The sequence below is a fragment of the Kriegella aquimaris genome (assembly GCF_900103215.1).
In the GTDB taxonomy this organism is placed as follows: domain Bacteria; phylum Bacteroidota; class Bacteroidia; order Flavobacteriales; family Flavobacteriaceae; genus Kriegella; species Kriegella aquimaris.
The window spans coordinates 97,505-117,169 of sequence record NZ_FNGV01000004.1 but is presented as its reverse complement, the minus strand read 5'-3'; the positions used below and the strand labels follow the sequence as shown (position 1 = coordinate 117,169).

At 39.5% G+C, this 19,665-nt stretch carries 17 protein-coding genes; 4 read left to right on the top strand and 13 right to left on the bottom strand.

Annotated features, from left to right (window positions below):
- Window positions 1-51: 51 nt before the first annotated feature.
- Complete coding sequence (locus tag BLS33_RS10635) at window positions 52-1,320, top strand: PQQ-dependent sugar dehydrogenase (protein WP_089888431.1); 1,269 nt, start codon at window positions 52-54, stop codon at window positions 1,318-1,320.
- A gap of 71 nt (window positions 1,321-1,391) precedes the next feature.
- Window positions 1,392-3,374: a DNA primase gene (gene dnaG, locus BLS33_RS10630; protein ID WP_089888428.1), complete on the top strand. Its 1,983-nt coding sequence runs from the start codon at window positions 1,392-1,394 to the stop codon at window positions 3,372-3,374.
- 63 nt (window positions 3,375-3,437) lie between these two features.
- Here dnaG and BLS33_RS10625 read toward each other — a convergent pair whose 3' ends face one another.
- A complete protein-coding gene (locus tag BLS33_RS10625; protein WP_089888426.1) occupies window positions 3,438-4,067 on the bottom strand; it encodes a response regulator in 630 nt (209 codons plus the stop codon).
- A 171-nt stretch (window positions 4,068-4,238) separates the two neighbouring features.
- Window positions 4,239-5,027 (bottom strand): NAD(+) synthase, encoded by a 789-nt coding sequence (gene nadE / locus BLS33_RS10620; RefSeq protein WP_089888423.1) that lies wholly within the window; start codon window positions 5,025-5,027, stop codon window positions 4,239-4,241.
- Between the two features lie 91 nt (window positions 5,028-5,118).
- Here nadE and gldB point away from each other — a divergent pair, with 91 nt between their 5' ends.
- Window positions 5,119-6,081, top strand: a complete 963-nt coding sequence (gene gldB, locus BLS33_RS10615; RefSeq protein WP_089888878.1) for a gliding motility lipoprotein GldB — start codon at window positions 5,119-5,121, stop codon at window positions 6,079-6,081.
- Window positions 6,081-6,416 (top strand): gliding motility protein GldC, encoded by a 336-nt coding sequence (gene gldC, locus BLS33_RS10610; protein WP_089888421.1) that lies wholly within the window; start codon window positions 6,081-6,083, stop codon window positions 6,414-6,416. Before gldB ends, gldC begins: the two co-directional genes overlap by 1 nt.
- Before the next feature lie 27 nt (window positions 6,417-6,443).
- Here the strand turns inward: gldC and BLS33_RS10605 are convergent, their stop codons facing one another.
- The 11 genes from BLS33_RS10605 to BLS33_RS10550 form a co-directional block, all read right to left on the bottom strand.
- The gene (locus BLS33_RS10605) at window positions 6,444-6,977 is read right to left on the bottom strand and encodes a dihydrofolate reductase family protein (RefSeq protein ID WP_089888419.1); all 534 of its coding nucleotides are present in this window, start codon (window positions 6,975-6,977) and stop codon (window positions 6,444-6,446) included.
- A 719-nt stretch (window positions 6,978-7,696) separates the two neighbouring features.
- Window positions 7,697-7,909 carry an alpha/beta fold hydrolase gene (locus tag BLS33_RS10595; protein ID WP_176801371.1) on the bottom strand — a complete coding sequence of 71 codons (213 nt, stop codon included), beginning with the start codon at window positions 7,907-7,909 and terminating at the stop codon, window positions 7,697-7,699.
- Window positions 7,910-8,296: 387 nt separating this feature from the next.
- Complete coding sequence (locus tag BLS33_RS10590; RefSeq protein WP_089888412.1) at window positions 8,297-10,735, bottom strand: TonB-dependent receptor; 2,439 nt, start codon at window positions 10,733-10,735, stop codon at window positions 8,297-8,299.
- A gap of 379 nt (window positions 10,736-11,114) precedes the next feature.
- Window positions 11,115-11,618 carry a YybH family protein gene (locus BLS33_RS10585; RefSeq protein WP_089888409.1) on the bottom strand — a complete coding sequence of 168 codons (504 nt, stop codon included), beginning with the start codon at window positions 11,616-11,618 and terminating at the stop codon, window positions 11,115-11,117.
- A gap of 235 nt (window positions 11,619-11,853) precedes the next feature.
- Window positions 11,854-13,878: a helix-turn-helix domain-containing protein gene (locus BLS33_RS10580; protein WP_089888406.1), complete on the bottom strand. Its 2,025-nt coding sequence runs from the start codon at window positions 13,876-13,878 to the stop codon at window positions 11,854-11,856.
- Window positions 13,879-14,307: 429 nt separating this feature from the next.
- A complete protein-coding gene (locus BLS33_RS25050) occupies window positions 14,308-14,541 on the bottom strand; it encodes a hypothetical protein (RefSeq protein ID WP_218129550.1) in 234 nt (77 codons plus the stop codon).
- Window positions 14,542-14,682: 141 nt separating this feature from the next.
- Window positions 14,683-15,879 (bottom strand): acyl-CoA dehydrogenase family protein, encoded by a 1,197-nt coding sequence (locus BLS33_RS10570; RefSeq protein WP_245731386.1) that lies wholly within the window; start codon window positions 15,877-15,879, stop codon window positions 14,683-14,685.
- A gap of 426 nt (window positions 15,880-16,305) precedes the next feature.
- Entirely contained in the window at window positions 16,306-17,106 is an 801-nt protein-coding gene (locus tag BLS33_RS10565) for a sulfite exporter TauE/SafE family protein (RefSeq protein ID WP_089888403.1), read from the bottom strand.
- 21 nt (window positions 17,107-17,127) lie between these two features.
- Entirely contained in the window at window positions 17,128-17,544 is a 417-nt protein-coding gene (locus BLS33_RS10560; protein ID WP_089888401.1) for a DsrE family protein, read from the bottom strand.
- Between the two features lie 45 nt (window positions 17,545-17,589).
- Window positions 17,590-18,270, bottom strand: a complete 681-nt coding sequence (locus tag BLS33_RS10555; protein WP_089888399.1) for a Tat (twin-arginine translocation) pathway signal sequence containing protein — start codon at window positions 18,268-18,270, stop codon at window positions 17,590-17,592.
- A 97-nt stretch (window positions 18,271-18,367) separates the two neighbouring features.
- Window positions 18,368-19,414 carry a c-type cytochrome gene (locus BLS33_RS10550; protein ID WP_245731384.1) on the bottom strand — a complete coding sequence of 349 codons (1,047 nt, stop codon included), beginning with the start codon at window positions 19,412-19,414 and terminating at the stop codon, window positions 18,368-18,370.
- Window positions 19,415-19,665 lie beyond the last annotated feature (251 nt).

The following is a 19,665-nucleotide window of genomic DNA, read 5'->3' as shown; positions in this document are numbered from 1 at the left end:
CGTCGCTTGAGCGGTATGGGTTTAAGTTTTATCTTACTTTAAAACAAAGCAATGAAAAAGATACTTTTATTTATACTAAGTACGGCAGTCTTTATAGGCTGTAAAGATGAAGTTAAAATCTCTGAAGAAGCCAAGGAGGATTTAGCCGATAGCGAGCCTAATACGGTGCAGACGGCTGTTGGTTCGTTTGAGTTAGTTGCACCATTTTCATCGGAATCGGTAACTAAAGAAAGTGAAGTGATTGGTTGGGGTGACAAAACACCGGTGACACCTGCGGGTTTTACGGTTACAAAGTTTGCTGACGAACTTAAACACCCGAGGTGGACGTATATTGCACCCAACAACGACATATTTGTTGCAGAGTCGGACACCGAGAACAGTGCGGATCAGATTACCCTATTTAGGGATACAAATAATGATGGAGAGGTTGACGAGCGCCATATTTTTGCCGAAGGCTTGAACCAAAACTTTGGTATGTTGGTTTTGGGCGGATTCTTCTATGTGGCGAATACAGATGGTCTTTATCGTTACCCCTATGATGAGGGGGGAAATAAGCTTGAAGGGGAAGGTGATAAAATTGTTGAACTTTCCGCCAGCGGATACAACAATCACTGGACACGTAATATTATTGCCAATGAAGAGGGTAGTAAGATATACATATCGGTAGGGTCTGCCAGTAACGTCGGCGAGCAAGGAATGGAAATGGAAAAGCGAAGAGCCAATATTTTGGAAGTTAATCCTGATGGTAGCGGAGAGATTGTTTATGCCGATGGATTGCGTAATCCGGTAGGCATGGACTGGAACCCTGTTACGGGTGAACTTTGGACTGCGGTAAATGAGCGAGATGAATTGGGGAATGATTTAGTGCCCGATTATATTACCAGTGTGAAAAAGAATGGTTGGTATGGCTGGCCGTATAGCTACTACGGTCAAGTAAATGATCCACGATGGAAAGACGACCCACACCAAGATTTGGTAGCTAAAGCAATTGTACCGGATGTTCCGGTAGGAAGCCACACCGCATCATTAGGCCTTACGTTTTACACGGCTGACCAGTTTCCTTCCAAATATAGGAACGGGGCGTTCGTAGGTCAGCATGGCTCCTGGAATCGAGCACTTTTTTCGGGGTACAAGGTTGTATTTGTTCCCTTCGAAAATGGTGAACCGCAAACCCCGGAAGATTTCTTGACCGGTTTTATTGCTGATGAAGAAGCGGGTGAAGTATATGGTCGCCCAGTATGTGTTGTTGTTGCAACTGATGGATCGCTTTTGGTCAATGATGACGATAGTGGTACTATATGGCGTGTGGCTGCAGAATAAAACTATATTTGATTTTAGAATGGGAAATAGTGTCTTATCTTTAGACACTATTTTCTTTTTTACGAAATACTTTGATTTCAAAATCTACCATTGATAAAGTATATGAAACTTCCCGTTTAGAGGAGGTCATCGGCGATTTTGTACAGTTAAAAAAATCGGGATCGAATTTTAAAGGGTTGAGCCCTTTTTCCGATGAGCGTACGCCGAGCTTTATGGTGTCGCCGGTAAAACAAATTTGGAAAGATTTTAGTAGCGGCAAAGGGGGCAATGTGGTGGCCTTTTTAATGGAGCATGAACATTTTACCTATCCCGAAGCCATTAAGTATCTGGCCAAGAAATACAATATAGAGATTGAGGAAACCGAACGTACCGATGAGCAAAAGGAAGAGGCCAACGAACGAGAAAGTATGTATTTGGTCTCCGAGTTCGCACAAAAGCACTTTTCCGAGATGTTATGGAACAGTGAATTAGGAAAGGCAATTGGGCTAAGCTATTTCAAAGAGCGTGGATTTACCGATGAAATCATCAAAAAATTCGGATTGGGGTATTGTCTCGACCAATGGGACGGTTTCACTATGGCGGCCCTTGATAAAGGGTATCAGTTGAAATATTTAGAAAAAACGGGTCTCACCATTGTAAAGCAAGACGCCAATAATCCGAATAATCCAAAAAAGTTTGACCGCTTCAAGGCCAGGGTAATGTTTCCTATTCATTCCATGAGCGGTAGAGTATTAGGTTTTGGCGGCCGTATTTTGAAGAACGATAAAAAGGCGGCCAAGTACTTGAATTCTCCCGAAAGCGATATTTATCATAAGAGCAAAGTACTATATGGAATCTATTATGCCAAACAAGCTATTGCAAAAGAAGACAATTGCTATTTGGTCGAAGGGTATACCGATGTAATCCAATTCTATCAACGAGGCATCGAAAATGTCGTGGCTTCTAGTGGTACCGCACTTACGCCCGAGCAGATTCGACTTATCAATAGACTTACCAAGAATATAACTGTACTGTTTGACGGTGATGCCGCCGGACTGCGTGCCTCCTTACGCGGAATCGATTTGATTTTAGAACAAGGCATGAATGTTAAGGTTTGTTCGTTTCCCGAGGGAGAGGATCCTGATAGTTATGCTAAGAAACACGCGTTCGAAGAGGTTAAAACCTATTTAGAAGAAAACTCAAAGGATTTTATTCAGTTCAAGGCGAACCTTTTGGCCAAAGAAGCGGCCAATGACCCTATCAAAAGAGCCGAGACGGTACGCGATATCGTAAACAGTATTGCCAAGGTTCCCGATGCTATTAAAAAGGAAATTTATATTCAAGAGTGTGCACAAATAATGAACGTTTCCGAGGGGGTATTGTTTACCACCTTGGCACAGATAAGTAAAAAAGAACGCACAGATACTTCGAAAAGGGAATATCAAGAGCAAAAAGAGAAAGCTTTTGCTGTGGTCAGAAATGAAGAGGCCGTAGAAAAAGTTGACGTACAATATGAGCTTGAACGAAAGATTATAGAAATGTTGCTTTTGTACGGCAATGAGTCGGAAGAGTTTGAAGACCTGGTTTTAAAAGAAAACGAAGAGGGCGATTTAATTCTCGAACCCGAATCGTTAGAATCTAAAGTATATGAAAAAATATATCTTGATCTGCAGGAAGATGAAATAGAATTGGCGAACGTTCAATTTAGAAATATCTACTACAAATTAATTGAAGAACTGAATGAAAAGGAAGAATTTTCAATCAGCACTTTTTTGTCGGAACTAGATCAAGACCTCGTCGCTGAGATTTCATCGATAATGATGGAAGAAGAAAAATATACATTGCACAATTGGGAACGAAAAGACATTTATCCGAAAGATAAAAGAAAAGGGGTAGCACAATTGGTGAGCGAGACCATATTGACGCTGCGTTGCTTTTTGATAAAAAAAAGAATGTTTGCCTTACAAAACGAAACGAAAGAAAGTCTTACAGACAATCGGGAAACTTTGGAAGAAATTATGAATTACTTGCAACTTAATAAACTTCTAAACAAGAAATTGAATCGGGTACTCTAATGCTATAAACAAAAAAAACCCAACGCTTTTGACGTTGGGTCCTTCACTTTTTTGGAAAGGTATTTAGTATAACTCTAGTGCCTTAGCTTGTTGCAAAAGATCCACCATATTGTCAACATTCAATTTTTTCATCAAACGCGCCTTATAGGTACTAACGGTTTTCTCATTAAGATTCAACCCAATGGCCACATCTTTGTTACGTTTACCACTGGCCAATAACTTTAAGACTTCAACTTCTCTTGTAGAGAGTTTTCTGAAAAATCTACGAGGTTTTTGTGTGCCTTCATCGAAAGCTAGACGTTGAGCTAACTCATTGGTAATAAACATACTACCTTCGTTTACTTTTCGAATGGCCGAGATGATGTAATCAACATCGGAAGCTTTTGATAGATATCCAAAAGCACCGGCCCTGATTGTACTAAGTGCATAGACATCTTCAGACTGTCCACTGTACATCAAGACTTTTACCTCGGGAAAATCTTTTTTAATTTTTCTCAAGGTGGCAATACCGTTAATTTCTGGAATGTCCATTTCCAATAAAACAACATCTGGTGTAACCTCTTCTAATCTTTCTAAAAGTTCGGAAGTTGTTGCAACGTCATCGACAACCTCGAAACCTGAAGCGGAGTTTAATACCTGTCTCACTCCCATTCGTATAATCGGATGGTTGTCCGCAATTAATACTTTAATCATTTTGATAAGTTTAGCAAGATAAGAATACCAATCATGAGTAGTATAAAAATACTCACATGTAATGTAAGGTTTAAATATCTAATTTCGTAGACAAAAATGGCTTTTTTTTATTAAAAATCATTATTCTTGACAATTTATTCGTTTTATCTACTTGATTCTTAGTTGAGTGGTTTATTTTAACATTTCTGGGATTTCACAAACAGGAATCGGAACCATCTTATGTTGGTTGGCAGAATTAAGCTTCTTGTATATGCGGAATACTTCTTTTTCTCGACCTACAAAATCGGAAACCGACTTACCCTCACCGCTCATTTTCATGGCCCACTCCAATTCGGGGTACGAAGCACCTATCTGGTCTTCGTCGGTTCTATCGTCGCCCCATAGACCATCTGTAGGTGCCGCTTCTATTACTTCCGAGTTAATACCCAAAAAGCGAGCGATTTCGTACACCTCAGTTTTTAGAAGATCGGCAATCGGACTAAGGTCAACCCCGCCATCCCCATATTTTGTGTAAAACCCTACACCAAAATCCTCCACTTTATTGCCGGTTCCGGCTACTAGGTAACCTTCAAGGGCGGCGAAATAGTATAAAGTGGTCATGCGTAGACGTGCCCGGGCATTGGCAAGTGTCAAAAAACGGGACTCTTCGTTGTCGACTTTAGGAAGTTCGGCAATAAAACTGTCAAAAATAGGAGTGAGGTTTACTTGCTGTCTTTTTACATTGTCAAAATTATGTTGTAACCAATCAATATGATTTGAAGCGCGACCGATCTGATTGGTTGCCTGATGTATAGGCATTTCGAGACAGAGTAGTTCAAGACCTGTCTTGGCGCAGAGCGTTGAGGTAACAGCTGAGTCGATACCACCGGAGATACCAATAGTAAATCCTTTTAAACCAGCATTATCAGCATAATCTTTTAACCAGTCCACAATGTGGTCTATTACTTTTTCGGTCTGCATAGGATATCGTATTAAATGGAAATCAATTAACTTTGCCCCTAAAAATAAAAAGCGCGCGCTTAAAAGGAAAGCAAACGGGAAATTACTTTATATGGGAAAGCGAATTTTTATGGTTTTATTGATTTCTAGCCTGTTTTGGGCATGTAATGATAAGGAAAAGGTATCCGAAGAAATTGAAAAAATTGATATAAATCTAAAAATTGCTCGTTTTGACCGAGAATTTGCAAAAGCCGAGCCTCTAGATATTCCCATTTTGAAAAAAGCCTTTCCCTATCTTTTTCCGGCAAGGTATACCGATAGTGTGTGGGTGGCGAAATTACAGGATACGCTTCAAATCGAATTGTTGGAAGAGGTCGATCAAGTATTCTCCGATTTCGAAACCCAGGCGAACGACCTTGAACTTTTATTCAAGCATATCAAATACTATTTTCCAAAATATAAAGTGCCCAGCGTGGTTACTGTAACCAGCGATGTTGATTATCAAAACCGGATTATTTTGACAGACAGTCTTTTATTGATAGGCTTAGATAATTATTTGGGACCCGAACATCGGTTTTATGAGAGTCGCCAGCGATATATAGCGCATGGATTTGATAAGGAGTATTTAATAAGTGACGTGGCCAGCGCGTTTGCCAAACAAGTTGTTCCGCGACCGAGTGATCGTACGTTCTTGGCGCAGATGATATATTATGGCAAAGAATTGTATTTAAAGGATAAGTTGATGCCTTTGGCATCCGATGCCCAGAAGATAGTTTATTCAGAAGAGGAACTGGCTTGGGCAAAGGCCAATGAAGAACCTATCTGGCGTAATTTTATCGAACAAGAACATTTATATAGCACAAATGCAAAATTGGGACCCCGATTCTTAGACCCGGCACCCTTTTCAAAATTTGGCCTTGAACTTGATAATGAATCCCCTGGGCGTATCGGTCGTTATGTGGGATGGCAAATTGTACGGTCTTTCATGGAAAAAAATAAAATAGAATTACAACAACTTTTAAATATTTCCGCAGAAGAAATATTTAAAAAGAGCAACTACAAACCCAAGAAATAATGGCAAATCTACATACATCAGAAATAACATTAAAGGTAGAATTAGACGAGAATCGGGTGCCCGAAGCGCTGACGTGGTCAGCACAAGATGGTGGCATCAACAATGAAAAGGCCAAGGCCATGCTGCTCTCGGTTTGGGACAGCGAGAACCAAGAGTCGTTAAAAATCGATTTGTGGACAAAGGACATGCCCGTTGATGAAATGAAAATATTCTTTCATCAAACCCTTGTCTCGCTCTCCGATACTTTTATGAAAGCTACCCAAGACGAGAAAATGACCGCCACGATGAAGGACTTTTGCGATTATTTTGCCGAAAAGCTGGAGCTTAAGAAATAAAGTTTCTATGGCCGCGATGCCTTTCCCTTAATATAGAATGTCATAATTATTGATTGTTAGCCCATCATTATAGGCTTTACTTTCGGTCAATTTGAGCTTTAAGGTTTTTTTGTAAGTGCCGAACAAGGGAATACCATCACCTAAAACTAGGGGATTCATTTTTATTTTTAGCACATCGATAAGCTCATTTTTCAACAACCACCCTGCAAATTGGCCGCCGCCGCAGAGGTAGATATCGGTTTCCGAGGCTTCTTTTAATTCTTTAATGATGTCAAGGTCTAAATCGCAAAGTGTGAGTTGGTCGCTTTGATTTTCAAATTTCAACGTTTCAGAAAAGATGTAATGCTGCATATGCGGATAGGCTGGTTGACCGGGCTTCAAACCATATTTGTACCCGAACTCATAGGTCTTACGGCCCATAATTACGGTTGTAAAGTCTTTCAAATCTTCCAGATATTTGTTTACACCATCACCCGCAGCAATAAAACCGCTGATATCATCGTCAGGACCAGCGATAAAACCGTCAATGGAGGTGGCGACATAGTAAATGATTTTTTTCATGAGTTTTTATTTGTGAGAGAGCTGGCACTTTAAGTGCAGCAGCATTATTTACAATGAACTAGAGGCGTATTTCTTATTTTTCCATAGAATAATATTTCTATCAATTATTTCCATTTTTTTCAGCACCATACCCAACATGCATTTTTTCAAAACTATTTCCCCGGTTTACAATTATGGGTAATATAAACAGTTACAGCCTTCCAATGGTCCTCAATTTTTTCATTCCATAAGTGAAACAACCTGTTTTTTAGTGGTTCCAGTTTCTCTACTCTTTCATTATTGAATTCAACTAAATAAGAGGGGGCATCTTCTGAAAAAACATAGATTTTATGATTTTTCAAATCCCATTTTAACATTTTCTTTTCGTCACCAAGAAAGTCTCTCCAAATTCCTTCAACTACCTCATATCGAACTCAGTAATAGCCGTCACCAAAAATAATAAAACCGTCATCATCACCATAAAATTTCATTACTTCCTCGAAATCCTTATTTACTAAATCTTGTGCGTATTTTTCCGAAACAAGAATAATGTCTTTTTTATACGCTCAATTTTATCTGAAGAAAATTCTGCCTCATTTTGATTGCAGCTGAGGAATATCAACGGCGGTAATAGGCGAATCCATTTCATAAATTTTAGACTTTAATTAATATTAATAGAACTAGCTTTGAATTACTTTTTCCATAATCTTAAATAATGTATCTCGAACTCGTTTAACTTTTCAATTCCGCTCCAAAAATTCCATCATTGCCTTATCAGCTGCTTCAGGTTGCTCAAAATACAAGCCATGAGAGGAATTTTCCAATGTCACCATTTGGCTGTTAGGTAACAAACGCTCGAGTTCTCTTGAAATCTCAATAAGGTGTGTGGGGAAAAGTTCTCCAACCAAAACCAGAACGGGAATGTTCAAAGATTGTATTGCAATTGGATCCAATGACGGAAAATCCTCCTTCTTGGCAATTCCCCTAAATTTCCACCAGATTATCCATCCTATCTTGTTTTACATTTTGAGACATTAGTCCCAACTGAAAATTAGCACCGAACATACCTTTGAAAAAATGTTCCAAAGCCTCTTCATCCTTGTTTGTTGGAAAATCTTGTCTGGCTGGTCTGAGATTGTTCTGTAAAATGCATCCCAACTTGTTCTAGTCTTTTCAGTATTTTTGGCTAGCGAGGCTGACGTAGATCAACCAAGCACGAGGGATTCAACGATTTTTGGATGGTTTAAGCCCATGGTCAGGGCCGTAAAGGTTCCTTAGGAATGCGCAACAATATTAATCTTTTCAAAACCAAGATCAACATGCCCCTAAAACCAAAAATATTACTGTACCCGCTGCTTTTCTTCTTCAGCCCCGGTGCCTCTTGCCCGCGAAGACTTTAGTTTACTATTTCCAAAATTTCTGGAATAGGTAACTAAAAAGGTACGATTGAAAAAATCAAAAGTATTTACCGTATTCAAATTTTGTTCGGGGCTATTGTTCGTTACCGTCCATTTCATCGAATCCAGCAAATCGTTTACTTTGAATGCCAATGTACCTCCTCTTTCACCAAACTTTTTTTGGATGCCAATATTGAGTCCATAAAATTCCTCTAAAACACCAGTGCCCGTATAACTAATAATCGATGGACTATTATAGTTGATGTTTATTTCGGAAGTAAGATTTTTTGCCATCGTGAACGACTGGGTATGGTTTATATTAAATGTATTCTGTTCAAAATTAAATATCGAACCATTTACCGTATTATCAATTTTCGTATTCAAGTAAATAAGGTTGTTCTGAATTTTCCACCAATTGGTAACGGTAATAGGAAGCCCCAATGTAAGTGTAAAAGTTTTGGTTTGATCTAAATTGGTTGCCCCGAAAATCAAACGCTCACTTTCCTCGTCGAATCGTGATTGGAATCTTGATATTGTTCCATCCTCGACCGAGTATTGTGCTGATAATAGGGCGGACTTGTAATTGATATCAAATTTTACCGAATTGGAAATAGCAGGCTGAACAGCCGGATTTCCTGCAAAAAAAGTGGTTGGGTCAATGAAAATAACAAATGGGGCCATATCATTGAACGTCGGTCTGGTTATACGTCTCGAATAGGAAAAATTTAAACCTAAAGTATCGTTTATCGTATGCGAGATGTAGGCGGTGGGAAAAAGTTCTCCGAATGTTCTATCGACCACTATACCCTGTTTATCAGAATTGAGTTCAGATGCTGTATGCTCATAACGAAGGCCAACTTGTAAACTTGTTTTTTTACTTATTTCGTAATCGATACTACTGTATGCGGCAAGTATTTTTTCTTCTAAATTACTTACATCGGTAAGACTTGGATCTTCGACTAAATTCTGCCCTTGAAAAGTTCCGACCAGTACATCATTGTCGAAATTGCTAAACGCCCCTTTTATTCCTAGTCCTAATTTGATTTTATCGTTTACTTGATCGCTGTAATCCAACTTGCCCACCTTAATATTTATAGGTGTAGTTTTGTCACTCTGGGTTAGTTCTTCCCTCAAGAAATTATTGTTCCCATCAAAAAAGCTATTGGTATACAGTGTTGGGTTTTCAATGCGATATTTGAGATAATCAAAATCAAAACTGAGGTAGCGGTCGTCTTTAAAATTATGTTTCAAATTAATATTCGAGCCAAAATGTTGTAATTGGTTCCGCTCGGTATTCAATAATTCTACAAAAGAGGTTGGAATGTCGTTTTCGGTCTCGTTACTTTTGTTGATGGCGTCCATGGTCCATTTGTTGTCGTTAGCCCAAAGCAATAGCCCCACAACCGCTTTATCGCATATCTGATAATCTAAGCCTGTGCGAATGCTATGATTTCGTTGAATGGGATCCCGAACTGTTGTCGTAGCGATGGCTACAGGAATTTCATCACTATTTATAAAGTTTCGGTCGAATTTAAATAATTGACCTTGTGCATCCCTTAGAAAAGAATAGCTACCAAAAACATTGACCCGCCTTTTTCTATAATTAAAGTTGATGTTGTCAGAAGTGAGCGTGCCATTACCGACACCAAAGGATAGGGCATACGAACCATTGAGGCCAACATCGGTCTGTTCTTTAAGAACAATGTTAATGAAACCAGCATTACCTTCGGCATCGAAATTGGCCGGTGGGGTAGTGATCAATTCGATGGTTTCGATATTGCTTGCATTCATACTTTGCAAAAGTTGAACCAAACTCGATGCCGGCATATAGCTTTGTTTGCCATTGAGCATTACCACAACCCCGCTTTTGCCCACCAATGAAATGGCACTGTTCTGTCTATCGACAAGAACACCGGGCGAGCGTTCGAGAATTTCCAGTGCCGATGAACCGGCCGATAGAATACTACTGGCCACATTGATAACCATACGGTCAATTTTTTGCACGTATAGATTCTTCTTTGACGATACTGTAACTTCATCTAGCTCAACTCCTTCAGAAAGTATAATCGAATTCAGGTTTTTCTTAGTACTCCCGTCAAAATCGAAGGTGTCCGTCACAAAGGGTTTAAAGCCTATCATGCTTACCGATACCATGTACTTTCCTTCTTCGATATTGTTCAGTAAAAATGAACCGTTGTTTTCAGTTATAGTTCCCTTGACAAAAGTAGAATCGCCCGCTTTGAGCAATAAGACGTTTGCATAGGCTTGCGGATTACCTGTCTCGCTTTGTACTTTTCCAGTTATACTTTCCTGGCCATATGTAAATAGTACGGTTGATAGCAACAGGAAGATAAAGGGAAGATGATGGTTTGTCTGGTGCATCTTACCTAAATTAAATTTTTTATACTTTTTATGAGGGGGAACCTACCTTTGTATCAATCGGGTAAACTGTCGGATACTAAAAATAGACTTTACCCAAGGTTATCTTCGATAATTTGTTTAGTTGGTATTGCTGTATGTACCATTCACTTAAAACAGACACTAAAATTATATCCCTGCTCTCAGCATCAAACTAAATGGAGTTTTCATTCTACCACTGTTTCGGTGAAATCGACGGAACTACCTACGTTATAGCAAATATTTATGACCGTTTTAGCAAGACCTACTTCTTGATTTGGTGAGCAGTACGATGAAAGTCCAGGTGTTTTTCCGAGTAGGTGAGAAACACGTATTTGAATTTAGCCAACACCATTCTTCACTTCTAAATTTCTTCTTCTGCCAAAGGCGAGTGATGCTCGTGAACCATTTTCCATCCATTAGCTGTCTTCACGAATAACAAAGTAATTTGGTCATTTACAACAGCTATATCTTCCCCAAACTTCAAATGAAAATCAGAATGAAAGGTTAAATTAGCTACATTACCGTATACCGCAATTTGTAAATCTTTTGCATCGAACTTAACTACTTCGGTAACTGAACCAAAAACACTTCGTTCATGGGTTTCGTTGGCTTCACCGCCATTTCTAGGTTCTCCATTTTTAAATTCGGTAAACTTCGGTCCATAGGCGTGAAAGGAAATTAGTTTATCTAAATCTCCATCTTTAATACTTTGTGCAATTGCACCAAAGGTTTCCATCACCTCTTGTTTCGCTTCCGGAAACTCATCATTTACTAAATCAATTTCATCCACCTCTACTTTTTGTTCGCATCCTAAACTTAAAATTCCAAAAATCATAATCAATGCTAAAATCATCTTTGTTTTCATAATCTTATATTTAAATAGTTACTAATTGTTTGTGTTTTAGGATATTTTGAGATTTCTGTTCAATCGCTATCCTCAAAAAGGCAACCAGGAATTTTCGATCTTTAGCTTCTAAATCTCTGATGCCAAAGATTAAAAGAAGCTTAAAGCGCTGCATAACAGGTATGTTGCGAAGGTGTTAAATTTTTATACGAGAGTTTAAATTATGGTGCAACACCTTTAAATGATGTTGAAAATCTTACTTTGACGCGTAGATTTTTGAAGAAGTCTTTATTGGTAATCCGATTCGAGAAAATCCGACTTTCTCGTACAATTCTTTGTATCGTGGATCATTTCTTAGCGGAGCTAGAAGTGGTTCTTCTCTTAGCCAAGTCATTTCTACCTCATGCCTCTTATATGACTTTTGTAGCCACTCAAAAGTCTTTTCATAGTTCTTTTGCGTGCAATAAAATAGTGCAAGAAACCAGGCTGGGCTACCTGACGAACCTTTGTTATACTCTTCAAACAATTGACCTAAGTATTTATTCGTGGTTTTAGAGCCTCCATCCATTTGTTCATAAACGGCTTTCAGCCACATCAGGATGGGAGGATAATCGGAAAATTGAGCTAATATTTTCTCAAGCTGGATTTTAGATTTATCAAATTCATCAAGATAGAAATATAGTTTTGCAGACTCTCTTAAATAAAACCAGTTGTCGCTATACAAGGCATCTGAGTTGTTCAATGCTTTAATGGCCTCGCTTTTGGAGCCTGAAAAAAGCAAGGCCTCTGCCTTAAAAAAGGGAAAAAACACACTTGATGGATCAATCAAAATAAGATTTTCAACTGCTTTCAAGGTTTCTTTGGGCCTTCCCGTTTTTATAGCATAATCAAGCGAAATTACCGGTGATTTGTCGTAGAAAGAATTCGTTAAAATATTTTGATAATATTTTTCGACAAGTTCAAAATTCCAATCGTAAAAAAAACTCCCAGTATGAAACTCTTCTTCTGCTTGCCGATTTTCAGGTTCAATTTTTAATACTTTTTCTAATAGTACCTTGGCATTTTTCCAAGCTGTACGCTCATCGTATAAACCCCATACGCCACCTCCTAAGTTATAAATGTTTGCTATATCTAAATAGGGCTGTACAAAATTTGAATCTAGTGCTATCGCTTTTTTATATAGGGCAATGGCGTTGGAATAGGAAAGTTCATTTCCCTTGTTTCTTTGAAAATCAGCTTGAAGATAATAAGAATAGGCCTGTTTGCTTTTTGTGGGGATTTTTTGAATAATTTCAAGTTCGTTGTCAGCAATAACAGCATTCATGTTGGTGGCAATACCTTCTACCACTTCGGTCTGCATTTTAAAAATCTCGTCAGTTTTCCAATCCCTGGTGTATTCTTCCGACCAAATATGTTCATTTGAGTTTCCATTAATCAATTGTAGGTTGATTTTAACTTGATTACCGGATATTTGAAGATTGCCCTGCAAAAGATTGTCAACACCTAACTCATCGGCAATTTCCTTGGTAGACCTATTCGTTTCTTTGAATTTAATGGTAGATGTAAATGGGATAACTTTATCAATTGATTTGATTTTGGTGAGTCTCGAGATAACGGCATCTGTCATTCCATCGCTTATATATTCCAGATTTGGGTCTCCAGTCCAATTCTTAAAGGGCAGTACGGCAATCGATTTCACATCTATGATGTTGCCTGCCTCTATTGTATTGATATTTTCCTCCGAAGTAGTATGGTAAATAAATGTGGCAGTTGATGCCACTGCTATTAATAAAACGGACCAGCGTACTATCTTTTTAAAATTTACTTTTTGTTTTTTTGAGATGTCGTCATGAGAAAGTATTCCTTGCCTTGTTTCTCTAGAAGGAGGTTCCTTTCTATTCATTATTTCATCAGCACTTTTAGACTTTACCTCCCCAGGAGTGTACCCATAAAACTTATGAAATGATGTGCTGAAGTAGGTGGCACTACTGAAACCTACCCGATAGGCTACTTCGGAAGCCGTAGCTTCTTCCTGAATTAGAATTTCCAAGGCTCTTTTTAATCGATATTCCCTGATAAATTGGCTCGTTGAAATACCTAGTGTTTTATGCAGTTTTCGATGTAGGCTCGATCGGCTCATACCTATTGATCGGGCAAGACTATCTACCCCGAATTGGTCATTGTTCAGGTTGGCCTCGATTTCTTTCGAGAGTTTATCTACGAGTGCTATTTGAGAAGATTTACTTTTGGCAACTATCGGTAAACTATCTCCCTTTCCCATCTTAATACTAAATTGTTTCTACAGGGCCTTTAAGATAAGTAAAGTTCGGAACAATTGCTCAAATCAGCCTTGCAAGAACCACATAATAAAAAACCGAGGGGGTTAGTTCCGGTTTTTATGAATTACGAATATTCTGTCGTGCTAAAATCAAACTTGTAATTAAAAGTATAGGGAAGGCACTAGGTCCTTCTTCAACAAAAGTCCCGTATATAACAGGAAAAAGTAGTCGCAGGTCATTTAATCTGATTAGATAGGGACAAGATTTTCGAAAAATGGCACCTTCACAATTACCCTCCTAATTCAGCCATTTTTTTACCGACATGGGCAATCACCTCGTCGAATTCTTTTGATGGACTAAAGTCGATTAGCTTCACATCTTCTTGCACGATAGCGGTATGTCCGGCGGGCCAATAGAAAACTTCCCCGCACCTACGGTCTCTTCTTGGCCATCGTCGTATTTAACCAATATCTTTCCTTCGGTAATATAACCCCAATGGGGCAATGGCAGCTGTCATTGCTTAATCCCTGCAATAAGGGGGTGAAATCCGTTCCTTTTGGCAATTCATTGAAACATACGGTCATACCGCCATAATTTGGTAATGCGCGCATTATAGTACCTGGGGTTTCCATGGTGATTGGAATATCATTTTTGTTGATTTTCATAATATTGGATTTTCAGCTATTGAATTTGATTTCCGTTTAGGATTCAGTTATTATTTCCAAAATAATCGCAACTTGAAATCTCCGCTAATAACGCATCTGCACTTGCGGTCCAATTATTTTTAAAATAAATTGCTTTTAAGGTTATCTCGGCTGAAGGTCAGGATCGATCCCTAACATGGCTTTTGCCAAAAATTCGCGTGATATATAACCGTTCGCCGGATGTATCTTGCCCAATCGCGCATCACGGAACAAACGTTCAAAACCTGCCTTGCGTAGCAACCCGTAACCACCCATGATATCCATAGCCTTGTCCACAACCCGCCACGAGCCTTCGACCGAACGGCATTTAGCCGCAACAATTTTTATGCCCCAAGCAGGACCATAATCTTTACCCTCGCTCCATTCACGGGCAATGGTATCCAAATGGGGTCCGATTCCTTCGATTTCCATGACCATTTCACCTACATCGTGCTGTATGACCCCATTGTATGCCATGGATGGCCGGTCAAAAGAAATTGATTTCTTTTTTGGCAATTTTTCCAAAACCTTGTCCAAAACACATTGTGCTAAACCATAATAGACATTTGCAAACCCCATTAAAGCCCAACAAAAAACCCCGAGTACAAAGCCGTCCATACCCTTAAAACCAGTGGGAAGCCTTCTGACAATTAGTTCATCGGGTACAAAGACGCCATTTAAGATGGTATCGTCAGAGCGGGTGGCACGCATACCAAGCGCGTCGTCCCACGAATTTTTTATTTCGTAATTTTCGGTATCCCGCGGCATAAAGGCATGTATGACCATAGGATTGTCGGGGTCGCTATTGTCTTGACCGTGAAAACCTAAATAATCCCAAACGGGGGTCAAACTACCAAACATTTTATGCCCCGTAAATTTATAGCCGCCATCTACCTTTTCTGCTTTACAGGTAGAATAGGTTGCGGGAGAATCATTACCCGATTCCCCATGGCCGGCAGCAAAAACTTTGCCTTTTCCCGCTTCTTCGAGAAGCCATTGGATGGAAGTATCGCCACCTCGCCATAAATCAGCGACCAGCCCCGTCCAATAGACATGCATATTAAGGGCCAGCGCCGTCGGTGCCGCATGGTAGGCTAATTTTCTGGTAAGTTGTTCTACTTCGTCTAGCAACATGCCATAACCGCCAAATTCTTCAGGGACGGCCATAAGCAAATACCCAGCTTCTTTAAGTTCATCAAAATCTTCTTGAAAAAAAAGATTGTTGGCATCGTAATGTGCTGCCCGTTCACCACATTTTACGAAGATTCCTTCCAAATTTTTTAGTAGTTCGCTTTTCTGGTCTGTTTGTGTCTCTATCATGGCTTGACATTTTTAGAAATTATCGAATTATTTATATAATGCTGTTGAATAAAATCACACAACTAAATTTTATAATAGCAACTCTAATGGCAGGAGTATTACGCCGGTCGAAATGGGGGAAGTTTTAAATAGCATACTTATCTGAAGTATCTATTTGTTATAAATTTACAATACAAATGGTGCTAAAAGTGTAAGTTTTGCATCAAAAAATGAAACATTTGTTTCATTTTTTGATTATCCGTTATTATATCGATAGGCTAAACACGAATGTGAAAGCCTCTCTAGATACTCCTTTAACCTTCGGCTATGCTAAGGGTGTGAAATTTATACCGAGTACCTGTCAAATTTTAAAAGCCCTTCCGATACTGGTGAAATAGGGTGGAATCACTTCATTTTAAATCATATCGTTTGGGTACAAAATCCGTACTAGGTAAAAAGTTCCTTATAAAAAATTCCAATTGCTACGAAAAGAACGAACCAACCAAAGGTCTTTTTAAGCTTATCGCCCTTTACAAAAGACGATAGGTACATCCCCATAAAAATTCCTAGAATGGAAATCAATGTAAAGCTAATCAGGAAAGTCCAATTGACTTCCAAGTTGTCTAAATCGCCCGTAAATCCGATTAGTGATTTCAGGGCGATAATGAATAGGGAGGTGGCTACCGCTTTCTTCATGGGCAGTTTTACACACAGTACCAAGGCAGGAATAATTAGAAACCCGCCGCCAATGCCGACGATACCCGTTAGCATTCCAATAATCACGCCCTCGAATAGGATGAGGGGATAGTTGTATCGTATGGGACCACTATCATCAGTCGACAACCCTTTTTCGAGTATCATGCTAATCGAGGCGGCCGCCATTAACAATGCAAAAAAGACCATAATCCCTACATCCTTTGTCACGACGAACCCTTCCATCAGTAATAATTCCTTTGGTATGGCGGGCATTACAAGCTTTCGTGTGGTATAAACCGTAATAAAGGCGGGAATGGAAAATATCAGGGCAACCTTAAAATCTACCAAACCCTTATTATAATTTCGAAAGGCACCGACCGATGCCGAAGTTCCCACCACGAACAGAGAATATGCCGTGGTAGTAACCGGACTAATATGAAACAAATAGGTCAAAACAGGAACGGCCATCAAGGAACCCCCACTTCCCATAAGACCCAAAATGAGACCTATGGCCAAGGCACCGAAATATCCAAAAATTTGTATGGTTTCCACTTTATGTCCAAAATTGGTTCTTTATTTCCCTTCTTTTATATACCCCCAACCTTCTTTTTGTTTCGTAAAAATTTCATAGATTCCGTTGGGAACCGTGGTTACCCCGGGAATAAGGTCGGAATCTGCAATGTTGTGCCGCTCTATGGTGGCCTTGCAAACAACGAACGCTACGTTTTTTCTTTTGGCCAATGCTTCCATGGCAGCAGCCACTGTCGATTTTTTCTTGTTGACCATGTCGTAAGCACCGCTGTACATGACGACTTGAAATTTTGAAGTGGGATATTCCTCTGACATATATTGTACATGTCGCATGGTCGACCCATGTACGGCAGTATCGTCACTGGTAACATCGAATACGACTTTGATCGGTTTTTCTTGGGCCAATAACAATGATGTGCCGGCCATTACTATACATAGTAGTATGATATACTTTTTCATGTTTTAAATTTTTAAGGCCCGCATAACACACAGGCCTGTTGCTATTTAATTGCTCGCAAAAATATACCCGCAACCATTTTCCTGAGCTCTGCCCAATGCCCAAACGCCGGAGGGTACTAATTGTATTCCCGGATGAATGGCATCGACCCATTCTTGATAGACGACTTTGGGGTCTAAGCCCATTTTCTGGGCTACCGAACCACTTTGTACCGATAGGGCCAGATTGCAGACGCAGAACAAGGCCCCGCGCTGTTGCATCTCTTTGATGCCTTGAATTACGGGCAAGGGAAAATCTCCTTCTTTAGGCTCATAGTATGGGTTTCGTAGGGATGGTGCCTTGGTGGTGTTATCGTTCACCCCAAAAACCTCACCCAGCTTATATTTTTTCCACATTTCTGATTTTAATGCAAAGGGAATAGCATTGTGACGCAAAACAGTCATTGCGGTTATATCTTTATCTTCGGAACCGGTTTCGTTATTACTTAAATAAAAGGCCCAGTTCCAAATAATAGGAAAACCATTATGTGGCGTAGAGCCATCATAAACAATGCGATGCTTCCCTTTGATGTTTTTAAACCAATCTTCCGCTTCGTCCATTTTTTCCTCATTAAATGATGGTACATTGGCATAGATGGGGTCGGTTAAAAGCGATAACGTGCTTGCAGTGGCACCCATTAAAATTGCTCCCATGAAAGATCTCCTCGAATTTTTACTTTTTGTTTTCATCTGTAGTTATTTATTTGATTAATATTCGGTTAGATGTAAATTGCCATTAAACACCCCGGTTTGCACAAAGAATCGTTATGGCTTATTTCATACTTAGCTATTTTGATTTATCAATATTATACGCTGTTTTATAGTATTCCATAATGGGCTTAAAAGGACCCAATTGATGTTGTGTTACTGAAAAAGTATCGGCATATGGTGGATACGGCGATGAGACGGGTTTTTTTATTAAGTCAGGGAAATCTTTGGCTAGATTTGTTTTTTCTGGCCGTGGTTTTTGGTTTATGAAACCTGCCACATCATAGGCCTCTTCATCGGTCAAAACGGGACTGTCATAGGTCGTTCCATAAGGCATATTGCCCTTTATGAATTGCGCAGCCGTAATTACTCGAGTCATTCCTGCGCCATTGTTATACGAGTCATTACCCCAAAGAGGTGGATATTCATAAAAACTGCCCGTTATTGATATCTTCCCTTGGCCGTTTTTTCCATGACACAAGACACAATGTGTTTCAAAATGTAGTTTGCCCTTTTCCAAATCGACGGCCCTGTCTGGAATCTCAATTTTCATTAGGCCCTGCCCTTTGATTTTCCCGTCTTCGGGAGCAAATCGACTCAACCAATTTAGATAGGCGACCAAAACCTTCATTTCCTGAGCATTTGGTGGAAACATGCGGCCATTCATACTGCGTTCCATACACCCATTGATACGTTCCTCAATGGTGCCGACTTTATTCTCCCTACCCCTGAACTGAGGAAACCGTTGTTTGATACCGATCAATGGGGCTGCATAAGGTTTTGTGCCGGACCATAAATGGCAATTGGTACATGATAAATTGTTTCCGGCATACGCCATATTTTTATCCGTGTTGGCCGGACCGATATACTTTGATGTATTACGGAACACTTCGTAACCTAGTTTTATTATTTTGCTCTCTTCGGAATCGTCCAACTGTGAAACATCATAACTCATGGTATAGATATCCATAGCGGGGTCATCGTATCCATTTGGTTGGGAAAGGCCTTGAAAACCTATCCATAATAATATGAAGGCAAGCATTAGCAATAGCAAAAAGGCAACTGAAAGCTTTCCAATAAGCCTCTTGGCATTTAGGATACATCGATGTCGTTTTGCAGTTTCCATTTTGGCTCTTTTCCTTTTTTGTTGGACTGTACTTTCAAAATTTTACACACTAACACCCTTGCGGACATAGCATGTCCGCTTTCATATTCGAAATTATCGTGGGGGAAATCAAACAGACGGCCCCGTGAGGTTGTCTGATTTTAATACAGTAAAGTTAGGATGTGAGATGCGGGAAAAATGTAAGTTTTGTTTCAAAGGTTCGCACTTTTGAACCACGGTTGTACTTTTTGGTCCAAATGATGAAACAAATG